The following is a 21,809-nucleotide window of genomic DNA, read 5'->3' as shown; positions in this document are numbered from 1 at the left end:
GTAAGAAGATATTTACCAGCGTCCATTTCGAAGTCCCGCATAGCCGTTGACTCGTCCTGAGCCTTACAGAGTAGATAGCGCATCACTTTTAGAGCATTTTTCGGGCATCGCCCGGCAATTATTCAGATTTTAGGAAAGATAGCATGTCTACCACTACCGGCACTGTAAAATGGTTCAACGAAACCAAAGGCTTCGGCTTCATCGAACAGGAAAACGGCCCGGACGTTTTTGCTCACTTTAGCGCCATCCAGGGCAGCGGTTTCAAAACCCTGCAGGAAGGCCAGAAAGTACAGTTTACTGTTACTCAGGGCCAGAAAGGTCCTCAGGCTGAGAACATCGTTGCTCTGTAATACATGAGACACGATTTAAAAAAAGCGATCATATGATCGCTTTTTTTTCGCCTCTATGCCGGTATCAGCTTGTCTGAGACCCGGCACTCTGAGAACGCGCGCGCTGCTGACGCGGACGTGCAGCAGTTGGTGCCCGCTGACCATCCTTATGCTCTACCCGACCCGCCTTACGATTTTTAGGGCGAGATTTGCGGCGAGTCTTCACAACATCCTTGATCGGGTGTACTGGCTCAAACCCTTCGACAATACGTCGCTCAATAGTTTGACGTGTCAGTCGTTCAATCCCCGCCAGCAATTCGCTTTCATCAGCGCAGACAAGTGATACAGCCTGCCCGCTGGCTCCAGCACGACCGGTACGCCCTATACGATGGACATAGTCTTCTGCCACATTAGGTAACTCAAAGTTGACCACCTGGGGCAGCTGATCAATATCCAGCCCCCGTGCAGCAATATCGGTTGCAACCAGGACCCTGATTTCACCGCTTTTGAAGCCGGCCAGCGCCTTGGTACGAGCTCCCTGGCTTTTGTTGCCATGAATAGCGGCAGCACTGACTCCCGACTCATCCAGGGTGCGAGTCAGTCGGTTGGCGCCATGCTTGGTCTTGGTGAACACCAGGACCTGCTGCCAAGCCTGCTCCTCTATCAGCTTCAGCAACAGCTTGGACTTCCTGTTTTTATCAACCGGATAAATCAGCTGGGCTACCGTGGTAGCCGTACTGTTACTCGGCGTTACCGACACTTCCACTGGATCATGAATCAGCCCCTTGGCGAGCTTGCGAATCGGGTCCGAGAACGTAGCCGAGAACATCAGATTCTGACGTTTGGCCGGCAGCAGCTGAATGATTTTGCGAATGTCATGGATAAAGCCCATATCCAACATGCGATCGGCTTCATCCAAAACAAAGGTTTCCACGCGATCAAACCGTACTGCATTCTGCTGATACAGATCCAACAAACGCCCCGGCGTGGCAACCAGAACGTCCACACCACCTCTCAGCTTCATCATCTGCGGATTGATTTTGACGCCGCCAAAGACCACGGCAGATTTCAACTTCAGGTGTTTCCCGTACACACTGACACTTTCTGCAACCTGAGCCGCAAGCTCGCGTGTTGGTGTCAGAACCAGCGCTCGCACCTGATTACCCTTGGCAGGTGCCCCCTGACTCAATCGCTCCAGTATGGGCAATGTAAAGCCTGCTGTTTTCCCGGTCCCTGTCTGCGCTGCAGCCATTACATCCTGGCCGGACAAGACGGCCGGAATAGCTTGCTGCTGAATCGGAGATGGAGTTGTGTACTGCTGTTCGGCAACAGCCTTGAGCAATGGAGCGGACAGCCCCAGTGAGGCAAAACTCATTCAATGATCTCTTAATTATGAAAGGAAGAGCCCGCGTTGTGCAGGTCTTGGTCCGGCATGGTTGTCGTAGCTACCACCAAGCTTACAGCAGCAAGGCCCGGTTCGCTATTACACCCGGTATTTTTCATGGGCCCCAACAGCGTGCCGATACAACCACTTTAGCCCGAGCATACTGAATGCAGACTAACAAATACCCTCATTCCGACAGCCGGATGAATTTTTAATTCATTCCCCACTTCCTGTCACTTCAGATTTTTAACGCATTCCTGCCCAAACAGGTCATCAATACGTCATTTTCGATACCTAGACTCCTTTCCCGCCGATGCTTCGATTGTCGCAATAAAACAGCGAATAATCTGATCACCGATGCGCTTTTTGCCACGCTTTACGTGACAGAACATTTTCATCCCACCTGCTCCGGAGCACTACATGTCGACCTCTGTCCCCCATCACAGCGGGAGTCCAATGGGCTTTTCCAAGACCAGTCTTTTTTTTGCGGCCTTACTGATCGCCTCGGGTGCCTATTTTTTAATTTGGGCCCTGGGCTACACCAACCATAACCACGTATTCCTTCTGATTCTGGCCACCCTCTTTGGCCTGTTCATGGCATTCAACATCGGCGGCAATGATGTCGCCAACTCCTTTGGCACCAGCGTGGGCGCCGGAACACTGACAATCAAGCAGGCCTTGATCGTAGCCGCCATATTTGAAGTCAGCGGTGCCGTAATCGCCGGCGGCGAGGTTACCAAGACAATCCGCAAAGGCATCGTCGACCTCTCCGGCATGGCCGTGGAACCCATGCAATTTGTATACATCATGATGTCTGCATTGCTGGCTGCGGCTACCTGGCTACTGGTTGCCACCAAGCAGGGCTGGCCCGTCTCGACAACTCACTCCATCATCGGCGGCATCGTCGGCTCTTCTGTAGCGCTCGGCGCCATGGTCGGAGGCAGCGACATGGCATTATCCCTGGTGCAGTGGAACAAAATCGGGCAGATCGCCTTTTCCTGGATCCTTTCTCCAGTATTGGGCGGTGCACTCGCCTACGGCCTGTTCTGGGCAATCAAAAAGTATGTCCTGAATTATAATGAGCAGGCCGAACAGGAGCTGCACAAGATTCGCGAGGAGAAAATCCTGCACAAAAAGCGCCAGAAAGAAGCCTTCGAACGCCTGTCCGAGATCCAGCAGCTGGCCTATACCCACGCCTTGGCCCGAGACGCCCAGATTGCCAACGACGGCGATTTTGTACCCAAGGAATATGAATCTGACTACTACCGCAAACTCAACGAAATAGAGTCGCGCAAACAGAATGTATACGCGACTCGTGCACTGGAGAACTGGGTGCCGCTGATCGCATCACTGGGCTCCATGATCATCTCTGCCATGCTGCTGTTCAAAGGATTGAAGCACATGGAACTCGGCCTGACCTCGCTGCATAATTTCCTGATCATGGGCATGATCGGAGCCTGCGTCTGGATGGCCACCTTCATTTTTGCCAAAACCCTCAAGGGCTCCCAGCTGAGCCGGTCTACATTCCTGATGTTCAGCTGGATGCAGGTATTTACCGCTGCCGGTTTCGCCTTCAGTCACGGCGCCAACGATATCGCCAACGCGATCGGCCCTTTTGCCGCCATTCTTGATGTATTGAAAACCGGTGAAATTGGCGCTTCCGCTGCAACGCCTACCGTTGCAATGATTACCTTTGGCATTGCGCTGGTTGCAGGTCTCTGGTTTATCGGTAAAGAGGTCATTCAAACCGTTGGTCATAACCTGACACAGATGCACCCCTCCTCCGGCTTTTCGGCCGAACTGGGTGCGGCCGCCGTTGTCATGATGGCTTCTCTGCTAGGGCTTCCGGTTTCAAGCACGCACATCCTGATCGGTGCCGTACTGGGCGTTGGCATGGTAAACCACAACACCAATTGGGCACTGATGAAGCCCATCGCACTGGCCTGGATCATCACACTTCCAGCCGCCGGTGTCATATCTGCGCTGACCTTCTATATTTTGAGCAGTGTATTTTAAGGTTTTACCTGAACACCGAACCACCTCAAATACACGGGCCTGAACCATTGGGCCCGTGTTTACACTGCCCCCTTCCGGGTACGCCACCGAACGGAGCTGTTCGGACAATCTGGTGAACTCTTGGCGCACTTCTGCTAATGTCAGCGCCCCATAGCTACCGCCGCCATACCCGGCAAACCTTCAATACAGAAATCCGGTTAATCCTGGGTCTTAAGGGGTTTAATGGGGTGATCAAGTACCCCCTGAAAATTGAACTCCATTTTGGTCACAGTTATGGTAGCGGTAATAGTAGCAGCCATGCATCCGCAGCTGGCACGGAAGGTAACTTTTCACAACACTTAGTACGCCAAAAAACACTCGCAAGCGATTGATTTAAAGCACTTTGGCACGTTTTAAGACAACACAGAGGAACAACATGAACGTCGAATCTTTTAATTTCAACCATACCAAGGTTGTGGCCCCCTATGTTCGCCTGGTCGGCGTAACGGAAGGCTTGAAGGACCGGGTACACAAATACGATGTACGTTTCTGCCAGCCGAACCAGGCTCACATGCCGATGCCGGCACTGCACTCACTGGAACACATGATTGCCGAAATGATCCGCAATCACCTGGACTGCGTGCTGGACTTCGGGCCGATGGGTTGTCAGACCGGTTTTTACCTCTCGGTTCTTAATCACGACAACTACACTGAAATTCTGGATGTATTTGCACGCACTCTGGAAGACGTACTGGCTGCCACCGCCGTACCGGCGTGCAACGAACTGCAGTGCGGGTGGGCCGCCAGCCACGATCTGGAAGGCGCCAAGGCGATTGCTCAGGATATGCTCAACCGCCGTGATGAGTGGCCACAGGTATTTGCCGACGAAAACGACCCGGATAACTGGTTGTCCTGATGAACACCGGTTACTGCTGATCTGCTCCGGCAGTAACCGGATATCCCTCATCCCAGCCAAGCCGGTGAAATAACTGCTCGACCTCAGCCCCAACCCCCGCCTGGAGATGCATTTTGCGCTCTGTGACCGGATGCACAAACTCGATGTGCGTGGCCATCAGGAGCATACGATGCAGGTCCAGATGCTCTCTGAACAAGCGATTATGACGCCCCTCACCATACTTGGTATCTCCCACAATCGGATGCAGGATATGCTTCATATGACGGCGAATCTGGTGTTTGCGCCCTGTCGTCGGCTTGACTTCGACCAATGAGTAACGGGCTTCGGGGTAGCGTCCAACGGGAATCGGCAGACTAACGGTCCCCACACGACGGTAGGCCGACACGGCATCCTTGGGTTCCTTATCCGGATTGGCCCGCGGGTCCTCGCGCTTGTCATGAATCGGTTTCAGTGGATAGTCAATCAACCCGGCTTCATCAGTCCAGCCGCGCACGACACACAAATAGGTCTTGTTGACCACCCGGTCAATAAACTGCTGCTGCAGATGCTGACCGACCTGTTTCTGACGTGCAAAGACAATCACACCGGATGTTGCCCGATCCAGACGATGCACCGTATGCACCGTTTCTCCGGGATAACGCTGTTTCAGCAACGAAACCAGATTCGGCGTACGGGCAGGTGCAATCCAGCTGGGGTGCACCAGAAGCCCCGCAGGCTTATTGAGGGCAACGAGGTATTCGTCCTCGTACACAATATCGAGATCGGGCAGTATGGATTCGGACACGGGGAACTCGTACAGAGGAGGATGGTCTCAAGAATAGATGGCGGAGGGGCAGGGATTCGAACCCTGGGAGCCTCTCGACTCGTCGGTTTTCAAGACCGGTGCTTTCGACCACTCAGCCACCCCTCCGTACAGCAGAAAGAGATTCTACCGAGAATCTTTTTGAAGTCAAACCATCAAATAATGTTGAAAAAACGGTATAAACCCTCATCATTGCGGATAGATGGAAATAATTGAAGAGGTTCATGATGGATAACGCGCGTTCTATAGAAGCCCGGTCGTCGCAATCGATACTGGAAACCAACAAAGTCATTCGCAACACCTACATGCTTTTGGCCATGACACTGGTATTCAGTGCGGCTACAGCGGGGATTTCAATGGCGATCAACCCCCCGTTCATGGTGTATCTGGGGAGTGTTCTGCTCAGTTTTGTCCTGCTGTTTGTGATCAACCGCAAGCAGAACAGCGCGGCGGCCCTGCCACTGACATTTGCCTTCACCGGCCTGATGGGCTTCGGACTTGGCCCCCTGTTGAACCATTACCTGGCGCTGCCGAATGGTGGTGAAATCGTGATGACCGCCATGGGCATGACCGCCATCACGTTCCTGGGCCTCTCTGCCTACGTGCTGACCTCCCGCAAGGACTTCAGCTTCATGGGTGGTTTCCTGGCGGCAGGCTCCATTATTCTGATCGTGGCCATGGTTGCGCTGTTCGTACTACCGCTGTTCGGAGTCGACATCTCCGGCATGCAGCTGGCGTTCTCCGGCGCGGTTGTGCTGCTCATGTCCGGTTTTATCCTGTATGACACCAGCAACATCGTTAACGGCCGTTACACCAACTATGTCATCGCCACTGTTGGCCTGTACCTGAGCATCTACAACCTGCTGGTTCATCTGCTGAGCCTGGTCGGCGCTTTCAGCGACGACTAACCAGCTACCGGCGTAATCACCCGAGCCCCGCAAATCTGGTAAGATTGCGGGGCTTTTTTATTCAGGGTTCAAGGCCGTATGATTTATACCCTTATCATTCATAACGCACCTTACCAGTCAGCAACGGCGGGTACGGCACTGCGTTTCGCCAAAGCCACGCTGGCTGCAGGCCACTCCATTCATCGTGTTTTCTTCTACCGCGACGGTGTCTACACCGCCAATACGCTGACCGCTCCACCACGTGACGAGCAGAATATTCCCGCTCTATGGCAACAACTGGCGCAGGAGCATCAGCTTGACATGGTGGTGTGCATCGCAGCTGCCGTGCGCCGAGGCGTACTGGATGAGCACGAAGCCAAACGCTATGAGAAAACGGCTCATAACCTGGCCGAGGGTTTCGAGCTATCCGGCCTTGGCCAGCTGGTTGAAGCCAGTATCGTATCCGATCGAGTCGTAACCTTTGGAGGCCCGCAATGAGCCAGAAGTCACTCCTGGTTATCTGTCGCAAGCCTCCCTACGGCTCTTCAGCGGCACGGGATGCCCTGGATATCGCGCTCAGTGGTGCCGTTTTTGACCTGTCGGTCTCACTGTTACTATTGGATGATGGCATCTTGCAGCTGCTACCTGACCAGAACAGCGGAAAAATAGGCGAAAAAAATCTGAACGCCATGCTGGGGGCTCTCCCCCTGTATGATATCGAACAGATTTATACCAGCCTGTACAGCCTGAGCCTGCATGGTCTGGAGGCCGAGCGCCTGGAGCCCGCCCCTACGGTTTTAAGCGCTACAGAGCTGCAGGCACTGATCAACCGACATGATGTGGTACTCACGGTATGACCCTGCATATACTCAACACGTCTCCCAGTGACCGCACAACCTTCCTGAGCTGCCGTCAGGCTCTGTCCGATGAAGATACATTATTGCTGATCGAAGACGGCACCTACTGGGCTCTTCCCCTGCACCGCAGAGAACTCTCGCACCTGTCCGCTCGCGTGGTTGTATTAGCACCGGATTGTCAGGCACGCGGGATTGGTACTGACAGCCTGAATGAGGTTGATGATGCCGGATTCGTCGCATTGACGGTACAGCACACACGCATTGTAAGCTGGTTTTGATATGGAACTGATCGTAAACGGACATGCCATCGCGCTGGATGAAGAGGGATATCTCTACGACCTCCATGCATGGACACCGGCTGTCGCCGAGCATCTTGCACACGAAGAGGGGCTGGAGCTGACCGACGCACACTGGGAGATCATCTACCTTCTGCGTGACTTTTATCAGGATTATCAGCTTTCCCCTGCCATGCGCCCCTTGACCAAGGCCGTGGCCACTAAGCTGGGACAGGATAAGGGACGCAGCATTTATCTGATGAAACTCTTTCCCGGCAGCCCTGCCAAGCGCATAGCGCGACTGGCCGGATTACCCAAACCGGACAACTGCCTTTAAGATGAGCACGTTAAAATTTGCAGCCAACCTGAGCCTCCTGTTTACGGAACGCCCTCTGATCGAACGCTTTGCGGCCGCCCGCACAGCGGGCTTTAATGCCGTTGAAATCCAGTTTCCTTATGATCTGACGCTAGAACAGATCAAACAGGCACTCGATACTCAGCAACAGACACTGGTGCTGATCAATATCCCCGCCGGTGACTGGGCCGCAGGTGAACGGGGCCTGGCCTGTATACCGGGGCGCGAAGACGACTTTTCGGCAGCCGTGGACCAGGCCATTGACTGGGCACGTGCCCTAAGCGTCCCGCGCCTGAACTGCCTGACCGGTATTCCCCCGGCCAGCGCTCCTGAAAAGCAGGTTGAACGCACCCTGATACATAACCTTAAGCTGGCGGCGACACGTTGCGCTCAAGCCGGTATTGAGTTAATGCTCGAAGCCATCAATACTCAGGACATGCCCGGCTTTTACCTTAACGGAAGCGCTCAGACCATCGAGCTTATCCAACGGCTCGAGCTACCTGCAACTCGGCTGCAGTATGATGTTTATCACATGCAGATCATGGAGGGGAATCTGATCTCGACTTTGCAGCAAAATGCAGACAAAATCGGGCATATACAGATCGCCGACGTACCCGGTCGCCACGAACCGGGCACCGGAGAAATCAATTTTACAAATCTGTTCAAGGCGCTTGAGCATTTGGGGTATTCGGGGCATGTCAGCCTGGAGTACATCCCGAAAGGGCAAACAGAAGATGGCCTGGGATGGTTGAAAACTTGGATGACACAGGACTAACGCAATGAGCTTGAATGCAGCGGCTGAATTACTGAAAACATTGCAGGATGGGCAACGTGCCGAATCGGAGCATGCCCGGCGCACACAGCAAGAAGAAATCGCCTATCATCAATGGGCAACCTTTCGGGTCGACAATGAGCTGTACGGCATTGATGTCATGCAAGTCAAAGAAGTACTGCGCTTCAGCGAAATAACGCCGGTTCCGGGAGCTGACAGCTCTATTCTCGGCATTATCAACCTGCGCGGCAATGTGGTGACCGTGATCGATACCCGGCAGACATTTGGTTTGCCACTGGCCCCTTACGATGATGATACTCGCGTCATTGTGGTCGAGTTCAATGAGCAGGAAGTTATCGGTCTGGTCGTAGACAGTGTCGACGAGGTGATTAACCTGCCGCAAAAAGATGTCGATCGTGCGCCCAGTATCTCCGGGGATGACTCAAGCAAGCGCTTTGTACAAGGCGTGTGTTACCACAACAATATTCTGATTATTTTGCTGGATTTGGGCAAAATGCTGCTCAGCATCACCCCTTTGAACGACGACGATGTGACTGCCGCTCCCTGAAGCGGCGCACCTTCATCCGGGCAGCGACCGCTCGGATGAAGGCAGCCAACTCCCTTCCATGATCAACTACCCCTGGTACAGGGCGATGTCATGCCGGGCGGCATAGTCGATGGCGGCATCGATTTCGGCCAGCATCTTCGTTTTATCCTTGCCTAGCACACCCTTCAAAATCAGCCGATTGGACACGTGATCACTGCGGAAAATTGTCTGGTCGAGTTCCGTGGCGCCAATCAAAGTCTGCATTTCTCGAAACAGCCCTTCAGGGCCCAGAGGCTGGAACAGACCTTTGTAACCGGCTCTGACTCGTGCCTCGGTATCTCGTCGAAAGAACAGTACCAGTGTTGCCAGATATTCCGGCTGAGTCAGATTCACCAACCGTGCGGACTCCAGCGCGTGCTGTTCGGAATAATATTGCCCGCCTGCCCCGTTGATCAGCATTACCGAACGCTTGATACCGGCTTCCCGGGCCTTCAATAAGGCTTCGGCGGTGGAGTCGAAGGTTTCATTTTTATCAAACGCCTGCAATACGTCGTTGCAGCCACTTTCGGCTCCCATATAGATCAGTGTCAGCCCCAACTGACGCAAGCGCACCAGGTCGTCCACGCTCTTGCGTTTCAGATTGGCGGGCAGGCAGTAAGCCGAGACTCGCCCGACCTGTGGCAGGTGGGTGCGGATTGCTTGCAGAATCGCCTCCAGACGCCGGATCGACAGCGCCATGGCGTCACCATCCGCCAGAAAAACTCGGCGCACCCAAGGCATCGCCCGGCCACAGCGTTCGATTTCTGCCAACACCTCCATCTCCGGTCGGGGACGGAATTTTTTCTGCGCATCCGTATACATGTCGCAAAACGTGCAGCGATTCCAGCTGCAACCATTACTCACTTGCAGAATAAGCGAATCCGCCTCGCTGGGCGGACGAAACACAGGTTCGATATAGTCAATCGGGGGCTGATAATACATGGTATTCACTAAACGCGGGTGCGCTTGAACAACTGGCGAAAGTTGGCGCTGGTGTGTTCCGCGACGGTGTCTAACGAAACTCCTTTCAGCTCTGCAACACAGGCAGCGACTTCGGCCACGTAGGCAGGCTGGTTCTGTTTACCACGATAAGGTACCGGTGCCAGGTAGGGAGAGTCGGTTTCCACCAGCATACGATCCAGCGGCACCGCCTTCACCACCTCACGCAGCTCGGCCGCGTTACGGAAGCTGATAATCCCGGAGAAAGAGATCATATAACCCAGATCCAACGCAGCCTTGGCCATGTCCAGACTTTCCGTAAAGCAGTGCAACACCCCGGCAGAATCCGGATTACCATGCTCTCGAATCAACCGAATAGTATCTTCTCTCGCGTCACGCGTATGAACAATCACGGGCAAATCCAGCTCACCTGCCAGCGCCAAATGACCGGCAAAGCTCGCCTGCTGTGCTTCCAGTGTGTCAGTCGAATAGTAATAATCCAGTCCGGTTTCTCCCAGGGCAACCACCCGTGGGTCAGCTGCCAGAGCGGCCAGATGGTCGCGATCAAAGGCGCTTTTATCCATGTGAAGCGGATGGATGCCGGCCGAAAACCAGACATTGTCAAAACGTTCGGCGGCCTGGCGCATGCCGTCATATGCTTTCAGATCAACGCATACGCACAGCATCTCGTTAACCTGTTTGTCATGTGCCGCCGCCATTACGTTATCCAGCGAGTTCTCATGTCTGGACAGATCCAGCATGTCGAGATGGCAGTGCGAGTCTATTAACATCGGTTCTCTAGTACTTATAAGGTATTAGTGCGGCGGCCTGCAGCCATGCCCGCCAAATACGTTTCAATCTTGCGCACAAGTGTCGAGTCATCGGCCGACAACTGAATGCCGATACCGGGTGTACGTCCACCCTGTGCAGCTTTCGGCGTTACCCAGATCACCTTACCAGTGACCGGCACCTTGTCCGGTTCGTCCATAAGCATCAACAGCATGAAGACCTCTTCTCCCAGTTGATACGTTCGTGTCGTGGGGATAAACAGACCACCGTTGGTGATGTAGGGCATATAGGCCCTGTACAGGCTTTCCTTATTGTCTATTGTCAGCGACAGGATACCGTGACTGATACGCGGTATGATGGACATGGACTCAACACTCCTATGTTTATCGTGCCAGATCAGACCATTGCAGCAACAGTCGCTCCAGCAACAGCTGCCGATTCGGATTCTGCCGCATCATCAGGCTAACGCGCTCTTCCTGAATGCGATCGGCCAATGCAAATATTTTAGCGCTACCGGCCTGTCTGGCAACCGCCTGCAGCATGCGCGTCATGTCCGTATTCACAACCGGCTCAGACACTCCGGCCAGTTGTATGCGTATGATGTCGCTGAGCAGGCTATTTAACCAATCAAGGCATTGTAGCAGGTCAAACTTGCCAAACTGTAGCGCCAGATCAGTAACAGCTGCACGCCCTCGCAACAAATCCGCCAGTCCCGTTAACAGCTTTTTGCGCTGTTCAAGTACATCGCCCTCATACAGGCGCTGAGCTCGCAGTGGTGCGCCATGCGACAGACGCAACAATTGCTCGGCCCTGTCGGACTCAAGCGCCAGGGTATCAACCAGCCAGGCCACGGCTTGCTCCACCCCCGGCGTGGTAAAATCGATACGCTGACAGCGACTGCGAATCGTGGGCATCAATTGGCCCGGCTGGTGACACACCAGAATCAACAGGGTGTTTTGACCAGGCTCTTCCAGAATCTTCAACAATGCGTTGGCCGAAGACGTATTCAACGCTTCTGCCGGCTCCATGATAACCACTCGGTACCCCCCCTGCTGGGCGGTACTGTGTAAATGATCAATCAGCAGGCGCACCTGATCCACTTTGATCGGCTTGCCTTCAGCCTCCGGCGATATTCTTACCAGGTCGGGATGGTGTCCGGCAATACGCAGTTCACAACTGTGGCAATGCCCACAAGGGCCTGCTGCAGTAGGCTCATGGCATAGCAGAAGATTGGCAAGTGCCTGGGCAAAGCGCCCCTTCCCTACCCCGGCAGGCCCCGACAGCAACAAGGCATGCGGCAGGCGATCGGCCTGGTGCTGCGCGCACAGGCGCTGCCATTGGGTCAGAAACCAGGGGAGCAACAAATCAGACATCAGTCGTCACATCCAGACGCGTCAGCGCCGTAAGGATCTGCGCTTGCACATCAGCCAGTACAGGCTCGGCATCGATCACCGCAAAACGTTCCGGTTCTCGAGCGGCACGCGCCAGATAGTGAGTACGCACGGCATCGAAGAAGTGTATTTTTTCGGCCTCGAAACGATCCGGCGTACTCCGGGCACGAGCACGAGCCAGTCCGGTTTCAACCGGCAAATCCAGCAGCAGCGTAAGATCAGGACGCAAATCCCCCTGCGCCAACTGTTCCAGTGCCGCAATCTGCGCGATATCCATGCCACGTCCGCCCCCCTGATAGGCATAAGTGGCATCGGTGAAACGGTCACATAAAACCCACTGCCCCGCATTCAGTGCCGGCAGGATCACCTGCTGCAGATGCTGTGCGCGAGCGGCAAACATCAGCAACAACTCGGTCAGGCTCGCAACCGGCTCTTCGCGAGGTGCCAGCAGAAGCGCTCGAATATCCTCGGCCAGCGGTGTTCCACCTGGTTCGCGAGTACGTACAACCCTGACTCCCTGCGCTTCAAGATGACGCTGAATGAAGTCCAGATTGGTCGTCTTGCCGACGCCTTCCGTCCCCTCTACGGTAACAAAGTATCCTCGGGTCATCGATCTCAATTCTCCGGTGAAGAGCGGTAATCGGCGCGGCGCCGAAGCTGGTATTGACGTACGGCGCGGTTGTGCGCCTCCAGCGAGTTTGAAAACTGGTGAGAGCCATCACCCTTGGCAACAAAGTACAAAGCCTTGCCATCATCCGGCGTCAGCGCTGCTTTAATTGCCTCACGCCCCACCAACGCAATAGGGGTAGGAGGCAATCCCTCAATCACATAGGTATTCCAGGGAGTGGGCCTCCGGAGGTCGGCACGGGTGATCTTGCCTTGATAACGCTCGCCCATGCCATAGATAACCGTCGGATCGGTCTGCAACCGCATGCCTCGCTCCAGGCGGCGTACAAAAACGCCCGCAATCCGACTGCGCTCAGAGGCCACGCCTGTTTCCTTCTCAATAATCGAGGCCATGATCAGCACTTCATAGGGGGAAGCATAGGGCAACCCTTTCGCCCGCTCGGCCCAGGCATTGTCCAGTACTCGATTCAGATCCTCATGGGCACGCTTGAGCAGTTCCAGGTCGCTCATGCCTTTTTTGAAGTGATAGGTCTCGGCCAGGAACAACCCTTCCAGTGAGGCAGCGTCACTGCCCAGCGCACGTAGTAGCTCATCATCTGTCAGCTCACCCGTCTCATGCGTCAGGCGTTCGTTGGCCTGCAAGGATTGACGCAACTGCTTGACGGTCATCCCCTCTATCAGAGTAAAGGTGTAATCAATGGTTTCGCCCGCCACGACCTTGTCCAACAATTGCTGTAGAGTCATACCCGGCTCAAGCCGGTAATCTCCAGCCTTGATGGCCGTGACAGCCGGGTCCAGCTGTGCGGCAAAACGCAGCCACAGATGAGAGTCAACCAGTCCTTCCGATTCCAACTGCATAGCAAACTTGCGGAACCAGGTCCCCTGATCAACCACCATTTCACGTTCCTCACTGACCGGCAGCGGGGCAGCAAGGGTTCGTTGCAGTTGCTGATGTAGCCAGAAGGTTGCCCCAGCGGCGACAGCGGCCAAGAGGAAAAAGAATAGAATCAATCGTTTCAGCATTGCACCATCCGTTGATTGAACGCCGCCTGCAGCTGGCGTGTATATCGCCCCCAAGCGTAACTCCGGCCGCCCAGCTCAATGACGGGCCAAATACCGATCAGGCTGTTACAGACAAACACCTCATCTGCCGCTTCGACATCTTGCGGTCTATAATGACCGATTTCCACCCCCAGCCCCGATGATTCTGCCAGTATCAGCACCTGATTACGCACGATGCCTTCGACACCACATTGATCAAGCGCCGGCGTGTACAATCGGTTGCCACGAATAAAGCAGAGATTGCTCATGGTGCCTTCGATAACATAGCCTCGACTATCACATACCAAACCTTCACGCACACTGGGGTCTTGCCACTCATTACGTGCCAGAACCTGTTCCAGGCGATTCAGATGTTTGATTCCACTCAACAGGGGCTGGCAAGCCAGGCGTGTTTGACACCAGCGGACTCGGATCCCCTGATGAGGCTGGTCAGGATAGACTGGCATGGCCGAGAGCATGAAAATACGTGTAGGTGATGCCGGGTTCGGCGTCAAATAGCCGCGACCGCCCGAACCACAAGTCAGTATCAGCTTGAGTACAGAGTACCCTTCCGGAAACGACAACAGCTGCAGATCGTGCCGCAGCTGCTCCGCCAAGCCCTGTGTCGGTATGCCCAAACGCTCACAACCGGACAACAGACGATTCAGGTGCTCGGCATAAAATATCGGCACACCGTTGATGACCAGAAACGTCTCGAACAGACCATGTCCGTAGGCCACGCCTCGATCGATGGCATCGACATGCTCACCAGGATGGCCATTGACCAGCATTTGCGGTTGCACTGTATACGGGGAGAGCCGAAGCTCTCCACTCCTCACAGACGATTGAAGATCAGCGTGCCGTTGGTGCCGCCAAACCCAAACGAGTTGGACATGGTCGCGTCCAGCGTGCATTCCTGCGCGGCATTGGCAACATAGTTCAAGTCACACCCTTCCGAAGGGTTGTCCAGGTTGATGGTAGGCGGTGCCACCTGGTCACGCAGTGCCAGCACACAGAAAGCGGCTTCAACCGCACCCGCAGCCCCCAACAAATGACCGATCATGGACTTGGTTGAACTCATGCGCACCTGCTCCGCCGCACTGCCCAACACACGCTTGGCCGCATTGGACTCGGCGATATCACCCGCCGGCGTTGAGGTACCATGCGCATTGATGTAATGAATACGCTCCGCAGCAATGGCCGCATCACTGATTGCATTCTGCATCGACAGGGCCGCACCGGCACCATCTTCAGGCGGCGCCGTCATGTGGAAGGCATCATCCGACATGCCGAAACCCGACAGCTCACAGTAAATATGCGCGCCTCGCGCCTTGGCATGTTCGTACTCTTCAAGGATCAGTACACCGGCGCCATCTCCCAGTACAAACCCGTCACGATCTCGATCCCAGGGGCGACTGGCTTCCTGAGGCGCATCATTGCGTGTAGAGAGAGCACGCGCTGCAGAGAAACCGGCGACACCCAGCGGGGTAGTGGCCATTTCCGCACCGCCAGCCACCATCACATCTGCATCGCCATACTGAATCATACGCATGGCATGGCCAATATTATGCGTGCCACTGGTACAAGCGGTAGTAATAGCGATATTGGGGCCACGGAAGCCATACTTGATCGCTACGTTACCGGAAATCATATTAATGATACTGCCCGGCACAAAAAACGGGGAAACACGTCGTGCGCCGCCCGCCTTAAGTGTGTCGTGCGTTTTCTCGATCATCGGCAAGCCGCCAATGCCGGAGCCGATTGCACACCCGATACGGTGTGCGTTGCCCTCATGGGCCTCAATACCGGAATCCTCGATGGCCTGGGTTGCAGCGACCATTCCGTACTGAATGAACAGATCCATTTTGCGTGCTTCTTTCGCACTCATGTAAAGATCCAGGGGAACGTCCTTTACGGATGCAGAGAAACGAGTTGCGAATTGAGATGCGTCAAAATGCTCAATTGGTGCCGCCCCGCTTTTACCGGCCAGGATATTATCCCAGGTCTCCTTGACGGTATTCCCAACGGGTGTCAGCAAACCGATACCGGTCACAACAACTTTTCTGCGAGACATCCTACTCCTCCAGCCCTACACGGCCTTACAAAAGAAAAGCCGCACTATATTCGCATATAGATGCGGCTTTTCGGCTAATTCTTTCGGGATTGATTACTGATGAGCGTTGATGTAATCGATCGCCAGCTGAACAGTCGTGATCTTTTCAGCTTCTTCGTCAGGAATTTCAGTTTCGAATTCCTCTTCCAGAGCCATAACCAGCTCAACAGTGTCCAGGGAGTCAGCGCCCAGGTCTTCGACGAAGGAAGCAGAGTTGACAACTTCTTCTTCTTTAACGCCCAGCTGTTCAGCAATGATTTTCTTTACGCGCTCTTCAATGTTACTCATATCTCTTCCTATTTTTTCTCAATACCATCACATCGCAGGATGTGATTCGGAATTCCAGAAAACCCATTACGCTCTGGCAACAAGCGTGACGGTGTGAATTTCTTACTCCGCCAACTGACGGCCAATTATCAACAAATCCGCGAAAAACACAAATCTTTATGTATTCGCATTTGTCCCTTATCAGGACATGTACATCCCACCATTGACGTGGATAGTATCACCGGTCACATAAGCACCGCCATTTCCGGCCAGAAATCCGACCACAGCAGCAACTTCTTCCGGCTGTCCCAGGCGACTCATCGGGATCTGCGCCTGCAGGCTTTGCTTATGCTCATCCGCAAGACCGGCAGTCATGTCCGTATCGATAAAGCCCGGCGCAACACAGTTTACCGTAATATTACGTGAACCGACTTCACGTGCCAGAGCACGCGTAAAACCTTCCATACCGGACTTGGCCGCTGCATAGTTTGTCTGTCCGGCATTTCCCATGGACGCCACAACAGAACTTACGCTGATAATACGTCCCCAGCGCGCCTTCGTCATGCCTCTCAGACAACCTTTCACCAGACGATAGACTGAATTGAGGTTCGTATTGATCACCCCATCCCATTCGTCATCTTTCATCCGCATCAGGATGTTATCTTTGGTAATGCCGGCATTATTGACCAAAATCTCGATCACACCGAAATCGGCCTGTATCTGCTTCAAAACGGCCTCAACTGATACAGAATCGGACACATCCAACACCAGGCCTGAACCCTGAAAACCAGCTTCTGCCAGGTAGGCCGAAATGGTTTCAGCCCCTTTTTCACTGGTTGCAGTACCGATCACCACCGCGCCCTGAGCCGCCAGATTAATCGCGATAGCTTTACCAATGCCACGCGTCGCGCCGGTTACCAGTGCGACTTTACCTTCAATGCTCATGTTCCTGTTCCTAATGTCCGTTAATGCTCAGCCCAGTGCTTTTTCAAAGCCGGCAAGGTCGCTGATGGATACACCCGCCAAAGCACGGTCAATTTTTTTATTCAGGCCGGTCAGGACCTTGCCCGGACCACACTCTACAAACGTATCCGCACCCTCGGACGCCATGCACTGCACCGATGCCGTCCACAGAACCGGACTGTACAACTGCGCCAACAAGTTGCTGTGCAATGCTTCCAGATCAGCTGCCACACTTGCCGTGACATTCTGCACAACCGGAATTTCGGGCATACTCAGATTAACTTCGGCCAAAACACCCGCCAACTGTTCGGCAGCCGGTTTCATCAGGGCACAATGAGAAGGCACACTGACCGGTAAAGGTACGGCACGTTTGGCTCCGGCCGCCTTACACGCTTCGATGCCACGTTCAACAGCCGCTTTTTCACCCGCAATCACAACCTGCCCGGGGCAGTTGTAATTCACCGGAGCCACTACCGCACCTTGCGCCGCCTCTGCACACGCATCGGCAATAGCTTCATCACCAAGCCCCAGAATCGCAGCCATGGCCCCTGCACCTGCCGGCACAGCCTGTTGCATGTACTCGCCGCGCATTTTCACCAGACGAACACCGTCAGCCAGAGACATGGCACCGGCACATACCAGCGCGGTATATTCTCCCAGACTATGCCCCGCCATCACGGTCGGCTTGTCACCTCCACGCTCAAGCCAGAGACGCCAAAGCGCCACACCCGCGGTCAACAGGGCCGGCTGAGTATTTTCAGTGCTGTTCAAAGCCTCTTCCGGGCCTTCCTGAGTCAGCTGCCAGAGATCAAATCCCAGCGCCTCGGAGGCTTCGGCAAAAACCTGTTGAATGACCGGGTATTCTGCTGCCAGCTCGGAGAGCATTCCCAGCTGCTGTGAGCCCTGGCCAGGAAAAACGAAAGCAAGCGTTTGCGACATGGTTTCCCCATATTTTGTACAAGTGACATCTATGCCGCGCCCTGGGTGCAGACACACGGCTTTTTCAGGCCGTTAGTGTACAACATTCGGGGGTAATTAGAATGCCCGGGCTTATTCCGACGCAGACGAACGCTGCAGATAGCGCTCTAGCTGTTCACTGATGCGTTCAGGCACATTCATCTCCACTTCAGAGACGGCCTGGTCGATCGCATGGGAAAAGCAGTCACGATTTGCACTGCCGTGGCTTTTTACAACGATGCCCTGCAGCCCCAAAAGACTGGCGCCATTACGACGACCAGGATCAAGCTGCTGCTGAAGCTCCTTGATAACCGGCAGCGCCAAGAGCGCCAGCAGGCGACGGTACAGATTTCGCGTAAAACTGGTACGCACCTTGCGACTGATCAAACGCGCCAGCCCTTCACTGCTTTTAAGCGCAATATTGCCGACAAATCCGTCACATACCACCAGGTCGGCCTTGCCCGCAAATACCGCGTCACCTTCCACAAAACCGATATAGTTCAGATCAGATTGCTCGGACAACAAGCGGGAGGCCAGCTTGACCTGCTCGTTACCTTTGATCTCTTCCGCTCCGATATTCAACAGACCCACCCTGGGAAGGGCGATTTGCTCTACTGCCTTCAGCATCACGGAGCCCATGATCGCAAACTGCAGCAGATGCTCCGCCGAGCAATCCACATTGGCCCCCAGATCCAGCATATAACTGTGTCCATGCAGCGTCGGAACGGCCGAGGTAATGGCGGGACGATCAATGCCCGGCAACATTTGCAAGATACCGCGCCCCATGACCATCAGTGCTCCGGTATTACCGGCACTGACACAGGCCTGACAGCGCCCATCAGCAACCGACTGCAAAGCAAGGTACATGGAAGAGTCCTTACGACGTCGCAGAGCCAGAGCAGGACGCTCATCCATGGCAACGACGGACTCGGAATGGAGGAGTTCCAACCGGGGGTGATCAAGTTGATTGTGGCGCTTGAGTATCAGCTGCAACTGCTGCTGCTGACCGACCAGCAAAATCTTCAGGAAGGGGTGACGCTTCAAGGCATCCAGTGCGGCGGGAATGGTAACGCGGGGACCGAAATCCCCGCCCATTGCATCAATGGCGATGCAATATTGTGCTGTCAAGTTTACTCGTCGCCTTTGGCAACCACCTGACGGCCACGGTAAAAACCGTCAGCGCTGACGTGGTGACGACGGTGGGTTTCACCGGTAGTTGCGTCAACAGACAGAGTCGGGTTGCTCAGCGCATCGTGAGAACGGCGCATATCACGCTTTGAACGAGACTTTTTGTTCTGCTGTACTGCCATGGTATCTAGCTCCTGGTTTAACTCTTATCGGCCTTGGCTTTAAGCTGGGCCAATACACTGAAAGGGTTGGGTTTTTCTTCCTGCGTCCGGGCCGTTTCCACGTCACCGAACGAGGTCTGAATACTGCAGTCATCGTGATACGGGACAAGCGGCAGACTCAACATCAGCTCATCCTCGATAACTGGCAGCAGTTCAATCTCGTCCGCTTCCATGATCAAGGGATCATAGTAGCGGGGCAAATTTTGTGCCTGCTCTTCCGTCAGTGCAACTGCCAGATTGAGAGTAGCCTCAATCTCGACACTGACCGGCTCCAAGCAGCGCTGACACGTCATACTGACAGTGCCGGACATCGTGCCACTCAGAACCCGCAGGCCCTGTTCATCCTTGGCAAACGCGACTTCGGCATCAATAGTACCGTTATCATCGACCAAGAAGGATGCAAGACGAGGCATATCAGCAATAGCTGCTGGGCCTTTGAATACCGCTTCCCGCTCGGCAAGTTTGCGAGGGTCAACTTTTTTCGGTAATGGACCGTACGACATAAGCGCGCAATTCTATGATTAGAACCCCCTGCTGTCAAAGAAAATAGGGATTCAAGCGATTAAAATTAGGTTTAATATAATAACAGAAAATTTTGTAACCCGTGGCATCAAATAAGGAAATATCATGCTTCCGACTCTGGTACTCGCCTCTAGCTCTCCCTGGCGACGGGAAATTCTGGACAAATTGGGCCTGCCCTACCGGACCAAGCACCCAGAGATTGACGAAACACCTCTGCCAAACGAAAGCGCCTCAGCACTGGTTGCACGCCTCGCGGAGGAAAAGGCTCGCGCCGTCGCCCCTTATTACAAAAATGCGCTCGTTATCGGTTCAGACCAGGCCGCCGTTCTGAACGGACAGATCATCGGCAAACCCGGCACTCACAAACGTGCCGTCGAACAGCTTCAAGCCGCTTCCGGCCAGTCCGTCACCTTTCTGACCGGACTGTGCCTGCTCAACACCCGCACCGGGCGCACTCAAGTAGAGACCGTTCCTTTCCACGTGCATTTCAGACAGTTAACCGATGCCATGATTGAGGCTTACCTGGAGCATGAGCAACCTTACAACTGTGCCGGCAGCTTTCGCTCGGAAGGTGCCGGCATCGTACTTTTTGAACGCCTTGAGGGGGATGACCCCAATACCCTGATCGGCCTCCCCCTGATACGCCTGATTCGCATGCTGGAAGCAGAAGGGGTTGCCCCCTTCTGATACAACCCGGGCTCAGCGCAGTGAATAATCGCTGCGCAGCCCCATCTGCAGTGCCAGCTCTTTAGCCACACCGACACCAAGCCGCTCGATCAATCGATCCAGTGGCTGCGGTCGTGCCGTGTAATCCACCAGTTTTTCGGCACCTATTACCTCACGTGCCACCATCGAGCTGCTGCCCAGACCGTCAACCAACCCCAGCTCCAAAGCCTGCTCACCACTCCAGACAAGACCGGTGAACAGCTCATCACCTCCCTTCAGGCGATCACCTCGCCCCTTCCTGACCTGTTCAATAAACTGTTGATGCGTCGTATTCAGCACTGTCTGCCAAAATTCACGATCTCTCTCTTTCAAGGGGGAGAACGGATCCAGGAAGGCCTTGTTTTCACCGGCCGTCAACGTGCGACGTTCAACCCCAAGCTTTTCAATCAGGTCAACAAAGCCAAAACTGGATGAAATCACGCCGATAGAGCCCACTAGGCTGGCCTTGTCAGCATAAATCTCGTCTGCCGCCGCCGCAATGTAGTAGGCTCCTGAAGCACCGATATCGGTAATAACGGCATAGACTTTTTTCTCGGGATTCAGCTCGCGCAGGCGTTTGATTTCATCATAAACATAACCGGACTGCACCGGACTGCCACCAGGACTGTTGATCCTTAGAACAACCGCTTTGCTGTGCTCAGCTTCGAAGGCATCCCGCAATGCGGCAATGATTGTATCGGCACTGGCATCTTCGCCATCCATGATCGGCCCCTTGACCTCCACGATAGCCGTATGATCCGCCGCAACAACCTTGCTTCCCCCCAAGTCCTTGCCGATGAAAAACATACCCAGCAACGAGAACAGGTAAACAAACGTTAACAACTTGAAAAAAATACCCCAGCGGCGAGACCGCCTCTGCTCAACTTGCAGACTGCCAAGCATTTTTTCAATCAGCCGCCACTCTTTCTGAGTGCTCGGACGGGTATCGGCAGACGACTCGGACTGCCCCCAATGGTTTTCACTCACA

Annotated in this window: 28 protein-coding genes and 1 tRNA gene; 11 read left to right on the top strand and 18 right to left on the bottom strand. The window is 54.3% G+C overall.

Going from position 1 to position 21,809, the window contains the following annotated elements; genetic code table 11:
• Positions 1–143: 143 nt before the first annotated feature.
• The gene (gene cspE / locus H1S06_RS07865) at positions 144–350 is read left to right on the top strand and encodes a transcription antiterminator/RNA stability regulator CspE (protein ID WP_181738938.1); all 207 of its coding nucleotides are present in this window, start codon (positions 144–146) and stop codon (positions 348–350) included.
• Positions 351–414: 64 nt separating this feature from the next.
• On the opposite strand, the gene H1S06_RS07860 is transcribed toward cspE, so the two are convergent.
• Positions 415–1,704 carry a DEAD/DEAH box helicase gene (locus tag H1S06_RS07860; RefSeq protein ID WP_181738936.1) on the bottom strand — a complete coding sequence of 430 codons (1,290 nt, stop codon included), beginning with the start codon at positions 1,702–1,704 and terminating at the stop codon, positions 415–417.
• A 429-nt stretch (positions 1,705–2,133) separates the two neighbouring features.
• Between H1S06_RS07860 and H1S06_RS07855 the strand changes: the two genes are divergently transcribed.
• Positions 2,134–3,729 (top strand): inorganic phosphate transporter, encoded by a 1,596-nt coding sequence (locus H1S06_RS07855; protein ID WP_181738934.1) that lies wholly within the window; start codon positions 2,134–2,136, stop codon positions 3,727–3,729.
• 415 nt (positions 3,730–4,144) lie between these two features.
• Positions 4,145–4,624 (top strand): S-ribosylhomocysteine lyase, encoded by a 480-nt coding sequence (locus H1S06_RS07850; RefSeq protein ID WP_181738932.1) that lies wholly within the window; start codon positions 4,145–4,147, stop codon positions 4,622–4,624.
• 10 nt (positions 4,625–4,634) lie between these two features.
• On the opposite strand, the gene H1S06_RS07845 is transcribed toward H1S06_RS07850, so the two are convergent.
• Together H1S06_RS07845 and H1S06_RS07840 are read right to left on the bottom strand one after the other, a co-directional pair.
• Entirely contained in the window at positions 4,635–5,408 is a 774-nt protein-coding gene (locus H1S06_RS07845) for a pseudouridine synthase (RefSeq protein ID WP_328515322.1), read from the bottom strand.
• 38 nt (positions 5,409–5,446) lie between these two features.
• A tRNA-Ser gene (locus H1S06_RS07840) sits at positions 5,447–5,534 on the bottom strand.
• A gap of 119 nt (positions 5,535–5,653) precedes the next feature.
• On the opposite strand from H1S06_RS07840, the gene H1S06_RS07835 reads away from it, so the two are divergent.
• The 7 genes from H1S06_RS07835 (at position 5,654) to H1S06_RS07805 (ending at position 9,140) form a co-directional block, all read left to right on the top strand.
• Entirely contained in the window at positions 5,654–6,334 is a 681-nt protein-coding gene (locus tag H1S06_RS07835) for a Bax inhibitor-1/YccA family protein (RefSeq protein ID WP_181738972.1), read from the top strand.
• 78 nt (positions 6,335–6,412) lie between these two features.
• Complete coding sequence (gene tusD, locus H1S06_RS07830; protein ID WP_181738930.1) at positions 6,413–6,811, top strand: sulfurtransferase complex subunit TusD; 399 nt, start codon at positions 6,413–6,415, stop codon at positions 6,809–6,811.
• Positions 6,808–7,170: a sulfurtransferase complex subunit TusC gene (gene tusC, locus H1S06_RS07825; RefSeq protein ID WP_181738928.1), complete on the top strand. Its 363-nt coding sequence runs from the start codon at positions 6,808–6,810 to the stop codon at positions 7,168–7,170. Before tusD ends, tusC begins: the two co-directional genes overlap by 4 nt.
• Positions 7,167–7,448 (top strand): sulfurtransferase complex subunit TusB, encoded by a 282-nt coding sequence (gene tusB, locus H1S06_RS07820; protein WP_181738926.1) that lies wholly within the window; start codon positions 7,167–7,169, stop codon positions 7,446–7,448. The genes tusC and tusB overlap by 4 nt, the downstream gene beginning before the upstream one ends.
• A 1-nt stretch (position 7,449) precedes the next feature.
• The gene (locus H1S06_RS07815; protein WP_181738924.1) at positions 7,450–7,782 is read left to right on the top strand and encodes a TusE/DsrC/DsvC family sulfur relay protein; all 333 of its coding nucleotides are present in this window, start codon (positions 7,450–7,452) and stop codon (positions 7,780–7,782) included.
• A gap of 1 nt (position 7,783) precedes the next feature.
• On the top strand, positions 7,784–8,575 hold the full coding sequence (hyi, locus tag H1S06_RS07810) for a hydroxypyruvate isomerase (protein ID WP_181738922.1): 792 nt from the start codon (positions 7,784–7,786) through the stop codon (positions 8,573–8,575).
• A gap of 4 nt (positions 8,576–8,579) precedes the next feature.
• The gene (locus H1S06_RS07805; RefSeq protein WP_181738920.1) at positions 8,580–9,140 is read left to right on the top strand and encodes a chemotaxis protein CheW; all 561 of its coding nucleotides are present in this window, start codon (positions 8,580–8,582) and stop codon (positions 9,138–9,140) included.
• Positions 9,141–9,206: 66 nt separating this feature from the next.
• Here H1S06_RS07805 and H1S06_RS07800 read toward each other — a convergent pair whose 3' ends face one another.
• From H1S06_RS07800 to H1S06_RS07735, 14 genes are all read right to left on the bottom strand, one after another.
• Entirely contained in the window at positions 9,207–10,100 is an 894-nt protein-coding gene (locus H1S06_RS07800; protein ID WP_181738918.1) for a radical SAM protein, read from the bottom strand.
• 8 nt (positions 10,101–10,108) lie between these two features.
• On the bottom strand, positions 10,109–10,888 hold the full coding sequence (locus H1S06_RS07795; RefSeq protein ID WP_181738916.1) for a TatD family hydrolase: 780 nt from the start codon (positions 10,886–10,888) through the stop codon (positions 10,109–10,111).
• Positions 10,889–10,902: 14 nt separating this feature from the next.
• The gene (locus H1S06_RS07790) at positions 10,903–11,250 is read right to left on the bottom strand and encodes a PilZ domain-containing protein (protein WP_181738914.1); all 348 of its coding nucleotides are present in this window, start codon (positions 11,248–11,250) and stop codon (positions 10,903–10,905) included.
• A 19-nt stretch (positions 11,251–11,269) separates the two neighbouring features.
• A complete protein-coding gene (locus tag H1S06_RS07785) occupies positions 11,270–12,259 on the bottom strand; it encodes a DNA polymerase III subunit delta' (protein WP_181738912.1) in 990 nt (329 codons plus the stop codon).
• Positions 12,252–12,887 (bottom strand): dTMP kinase, encoded by a 636-nt coding sequence (tmk, locus tag H1S06_RS07780; RefSeq protein ID WP_181738910.1) that lies wholly within the window; start codon positions 12,885–12,887, stop codon positions 12,252–12,254. Before tmk ends, H1S06_RS07785 begins: the two co-directional genes overlap by 8 nt.
• Before the next feature lie 5 nt (positions 12,888–12,892).
• Positions 12,893–13,927 (bottom strand): endolytic transglycosylase MltG, encoded by a 1,035-nt coding sequence (gene mltG / locus H1S06_RS07775; protein ID WP_181738909.1) that lies wholly within the window; start codon positions 13,925–13,927, stop codon positions 12,893–12,895.
• On the bottom strand, positions 13,921–14,736 hold the full coding sequence (gene pabC, locus H1S06_RS07770; protein WP_181738907.1) for an aminodeoxychorismate lyase: 816 nt from the start codon (positions 14,734–14,736) through the stop codon (positions 13,921–13,923). Before pabC ends, mltG begins: the two co-directional genes overlap by 7 nt.
• Positions 14,737–14,780: 44 nt before the next feature.
• Complete coding sequence (gene fabF / locus H1S06_RS07765) at positions 14,781–16,019, bottom strand: beta-ketoacyl-ACP synthase II (RefSeq protein ID WP_181738904.1); 1,239 nt, start codon at positions 16,017–16,019, stop codon at positions 14,781–14,783.
• Positions 16,020–16,112: 93 nt separating this feature from the next.
• Entirely contained in the window at positions 16,113–16,346 is a 234-nt protein-coding gene (acpP, locus tag H1S06_RS07760) for an acyl carrier protein (protein WP_010323864.1), read from the bottom strand.
• Positions 16,347–16,526: 180 nt separating this feature from the next.
• Entirely contained in the window at positions 16,527–17,270 is a 744-nt protein-coding gene (gene fabG, locus H1S06_RS07755; RefSeq protein ID WP_181738902.1) for a 3-oxoacyl-ACP reductase FabG, read from the bottom strand.
• Positions 17,271–17,297: 27 nt separating this feature from the next.
• Positions 17,298–18,227, bottom strand: a complete 930-nt coding sequence (fabD, locus tag H1S06_RS07750; RefSeq protein WP_181738900.1) for an ACP S-malonyltransferase — start codon at positions 18,225–18,227, stop codon at positions 17,298–17,300.
• Positions 18,228–18,338: 111 nt separating this feature from the next.
• Positions 18,339–19,373 (bottom strand): phosphate acyltransferase PlsX, encoded by a 1,035-nt coding sequence (gene plsX / locus H1S06_RS07745; protein ID WP_181738898.1) that lies wholly within the window; start codon positions 19,371–19,373, stop codon positions 18,339–18,341.
• A 2-nt stretch (positions 19,374–19,375) separates the two neighbouring features.
• Positions 19,376–19,555: a 50S ribosomal protein L32 gene (gene rpmF, locus H1S06_RS07740; RefSeq protein WP_181738896.1), complete on the bottom strand. Its 180-nt coding sequence runs from the start codon at positions 19,553–19,555 to the stop codon at positions 19,376–19,378.
• Between the two features lie 17 nt (positions 19,556–19,572).
• Positions 19,573–20,007 (bottom strand): YceD family protein, encoded by a 435-nt coding sequence (locus H1S06_RS07735; RefSeq protein WP_255482940.1) that lies wholly within the window; start codon positions 20,005–20,007, stop codon positions 19,573–19,575.
• Positions 20,008–20,221: 214 nt separating this feature from the next.
• Here H1S06_RS07735 and H1S06_RS07730 point away from each other — a divergent pair, with 214 nt between their 5' ends.
• A complete protein-coding gene (locus H1S06_RS07730; protein WP_181738891.1) occupies positions 20,222–20,803 on the top strand; it encodes a Maf family protein in 582 nt (193 codons plus the stop codon).
• A gap of 12 nt (positions 20,804–20,815) precedes the next feature.
• On the opposite strand, the gene sppA is transcribed toward H1S06_RS07730, so the two are convergent.
• A complete protein-coding gene (gene sppA / locus H1S06_RS07725) occupies positions 20,816–21,808 on the bottom strand; it encodes a signal peptide peptidase SppA (protein WP_407658773.1) in 993 nt (330 codons plus the stop codon).
• Between the last annotated feature and the right edge of the window lies 1 nt (position 21,809).

Source organism: Marinobacterium marinum (assembly GCF_013868415.1).
GTDB classification, from domain to species: domain Bacteria; phylum Pseudomonadota; class Gammaproteobacteria; order Pseudomonadales; family Balneatricaceae; genus Marinobacterium; species Marinobacterium marinum.
Note: the sequence above shows the minus strand (reverse complement) of the source record. Positions and strands in the feature narration are given on the sequence as shown.

Bases quoted from the DNA above. Each gene is read 5' to 3' on its own strand.
- H1S06_RS07790 (WP_181738914.1), bottom strand. From the start codon at position 11,250: ATGTCCATCATACCGCGTATCAGTCACGGTATCCTGTCGCTGACAATA.
- mltG (WP_181738909.1), bottom strand. From the start codon at position 13,927: ATGCTGAAACGATTGATTCTATTCTTTTTCCTCTTGGCCGCTGTCGCC.
- pabC (WP_181738907.1), bottom strand. From the start codon at position 14,736: ATGCTGGTCAATGGCCATCCTGGTGAGCATGTCGATGCCATCGATCGA.
- fabG (WP_181738902.1), bottom strand. From the start codon at position 17,270: ATGAGCATTGAAGGTAAAGTCGCACTGGTAACCGGCGCGACGCGTGGC.
- H1S06_RS07800 (WP_181738918.1), bottom strand. From the start codon at position 10,100: ATGTATTATCAGCCCCCGATTGACTATATCGAACCTGTGTTTCGTCCG.
- fabF (WP_181738904.1), bottom strand. From the start codon at position 16,019: ATGTCTCGCAGAAAAGTTGTTGTGACCGGTATCGGTTTGCTGACACCC.
- acpP (WP_010323864.1), bottom strand. From the start codon at position 16,346: ATGAGTAACATTGAAGAGCGCGTAAAGAAAATCATTGCTGAACAGCTG.
- H1S06_RS07855 (WP_181738934.1), top strand. From the start codon at position 2,134: ATGTCGACCTCTGTCCCCCATCACAGCGGGAGTCCAATGGGCTTTTCC.
- H1S06_RS07860 (WP_181738936.1), bottom strand. From the start codon at position 1,704: ATGAGTTTTGCCTCACTGGGGCTGTCCGCTCCATTGCTCAAGGCTGTT.
- H1S06_RS07835 (WP_181738972.1), top strand. From the start codon at position 5,654: ATGGATAACGCGCGTTCTATAGAAGCCCGGTCGTCGCAATCGATACTG.
- tusC (WP_181738928.1), top strand. From the start codon at position 6,808: ATGAGCCAGAAGTCACTCCTGGTTATCTGTCGCAAGCCTCCCTACGGC.
- tmk (WP_181738910.1), bottom strand. From the start codon at position 12,887: ATGACCCGAGGATACTTTGTTACCGTAGAGGGGACGGAAGGCGTCGGC.
- tusD (WP_181738930.1), top strand. From the start codon at position 6,413: ATGATTTATACCCTTATCATTCATAACGCACCTTACCAGTCAGCAACG.
- H1S06_RS07735 (WP_255482940.1), bottom strand. From the start codon at position 20,007: ATGCCTCGTCTTGCATCCTTCTTGGTCGATGATAACGGTACTATTGAT.
- rpmF (WP_181738896.1), bottom strand. From the start codon at position 19,555: ATGGCAGTACAGCAGAACAAAAAGTCTCGTTCAAAGCGTGATATGCGC.
- fabD (WP_181738900.1), bottom strand. From the start codon at position 18,227: ATGTCGCAAACGCTTGCTTTCGTTTTTCCTGGCCAGGGCTCACAGCAG.
- H1S06_RS07850 (WP_181738932.1), top strand. From the start codon at position 4,145: ATGAACGTCGAATCTTTTAATTTCAACCATACCAAGGTTGTGGCCCCC.
- tusB (WP_181738926.1), top strand. From the start codon at position 7,167: ATGACCCTGCATATACTCAACACGTCTCCCAGTGACCGCACAACCTTC.
- H1S06_RS07815 (WP_181738924.1), top strand. From the start codon at position 7,450: ATGGAACTGATCGTAAACGGACATGCCATCGCGCTGGATGAAGAGGGA.
- H1S06_RS07805 (WP_181738920.1), top strand. From the start codon at position 8,580: ATGAGCTTGAATGCAGCGGCTGAATTACTGAAAACATTGCAGGATGGG.
- H1S06_RS07785 (WP_181738912.1), bottom strand. From the start codon at position 12,259: ATGTCTGATTTGTTGCTCCCCTGGTTTCTGACCCAATGGCAGCGCCTG.
- H1S06_RS07730 (WP_181738891.1), top strand. From the start codon at position 20,222: ATGCTTCCGACTCTGGTACTCGCCTCTAGCTCTCCCTGGCGACGGGAA.
- H1S06_RS07795 (WP_181738916.1), bottom strand. From the start codon at position 10,888: ATGTTAATAGACTCGCACTGCCATCTCGACATGCTGGATCTGTCCAGA.
- cspE (WP_181738938.1), top strand. From the start codon at position 144: ATGTCTACCACTACCGGCACTGTAAAATGGTTCAACGAAACCAAAGGC.
- hyi (WP_181738922.1), top strand. From the start codon at position 7,784: ATGAGCACGTTAAAATTTGCAGCCAACCTGAGCCTCCTGTTTACGGAA.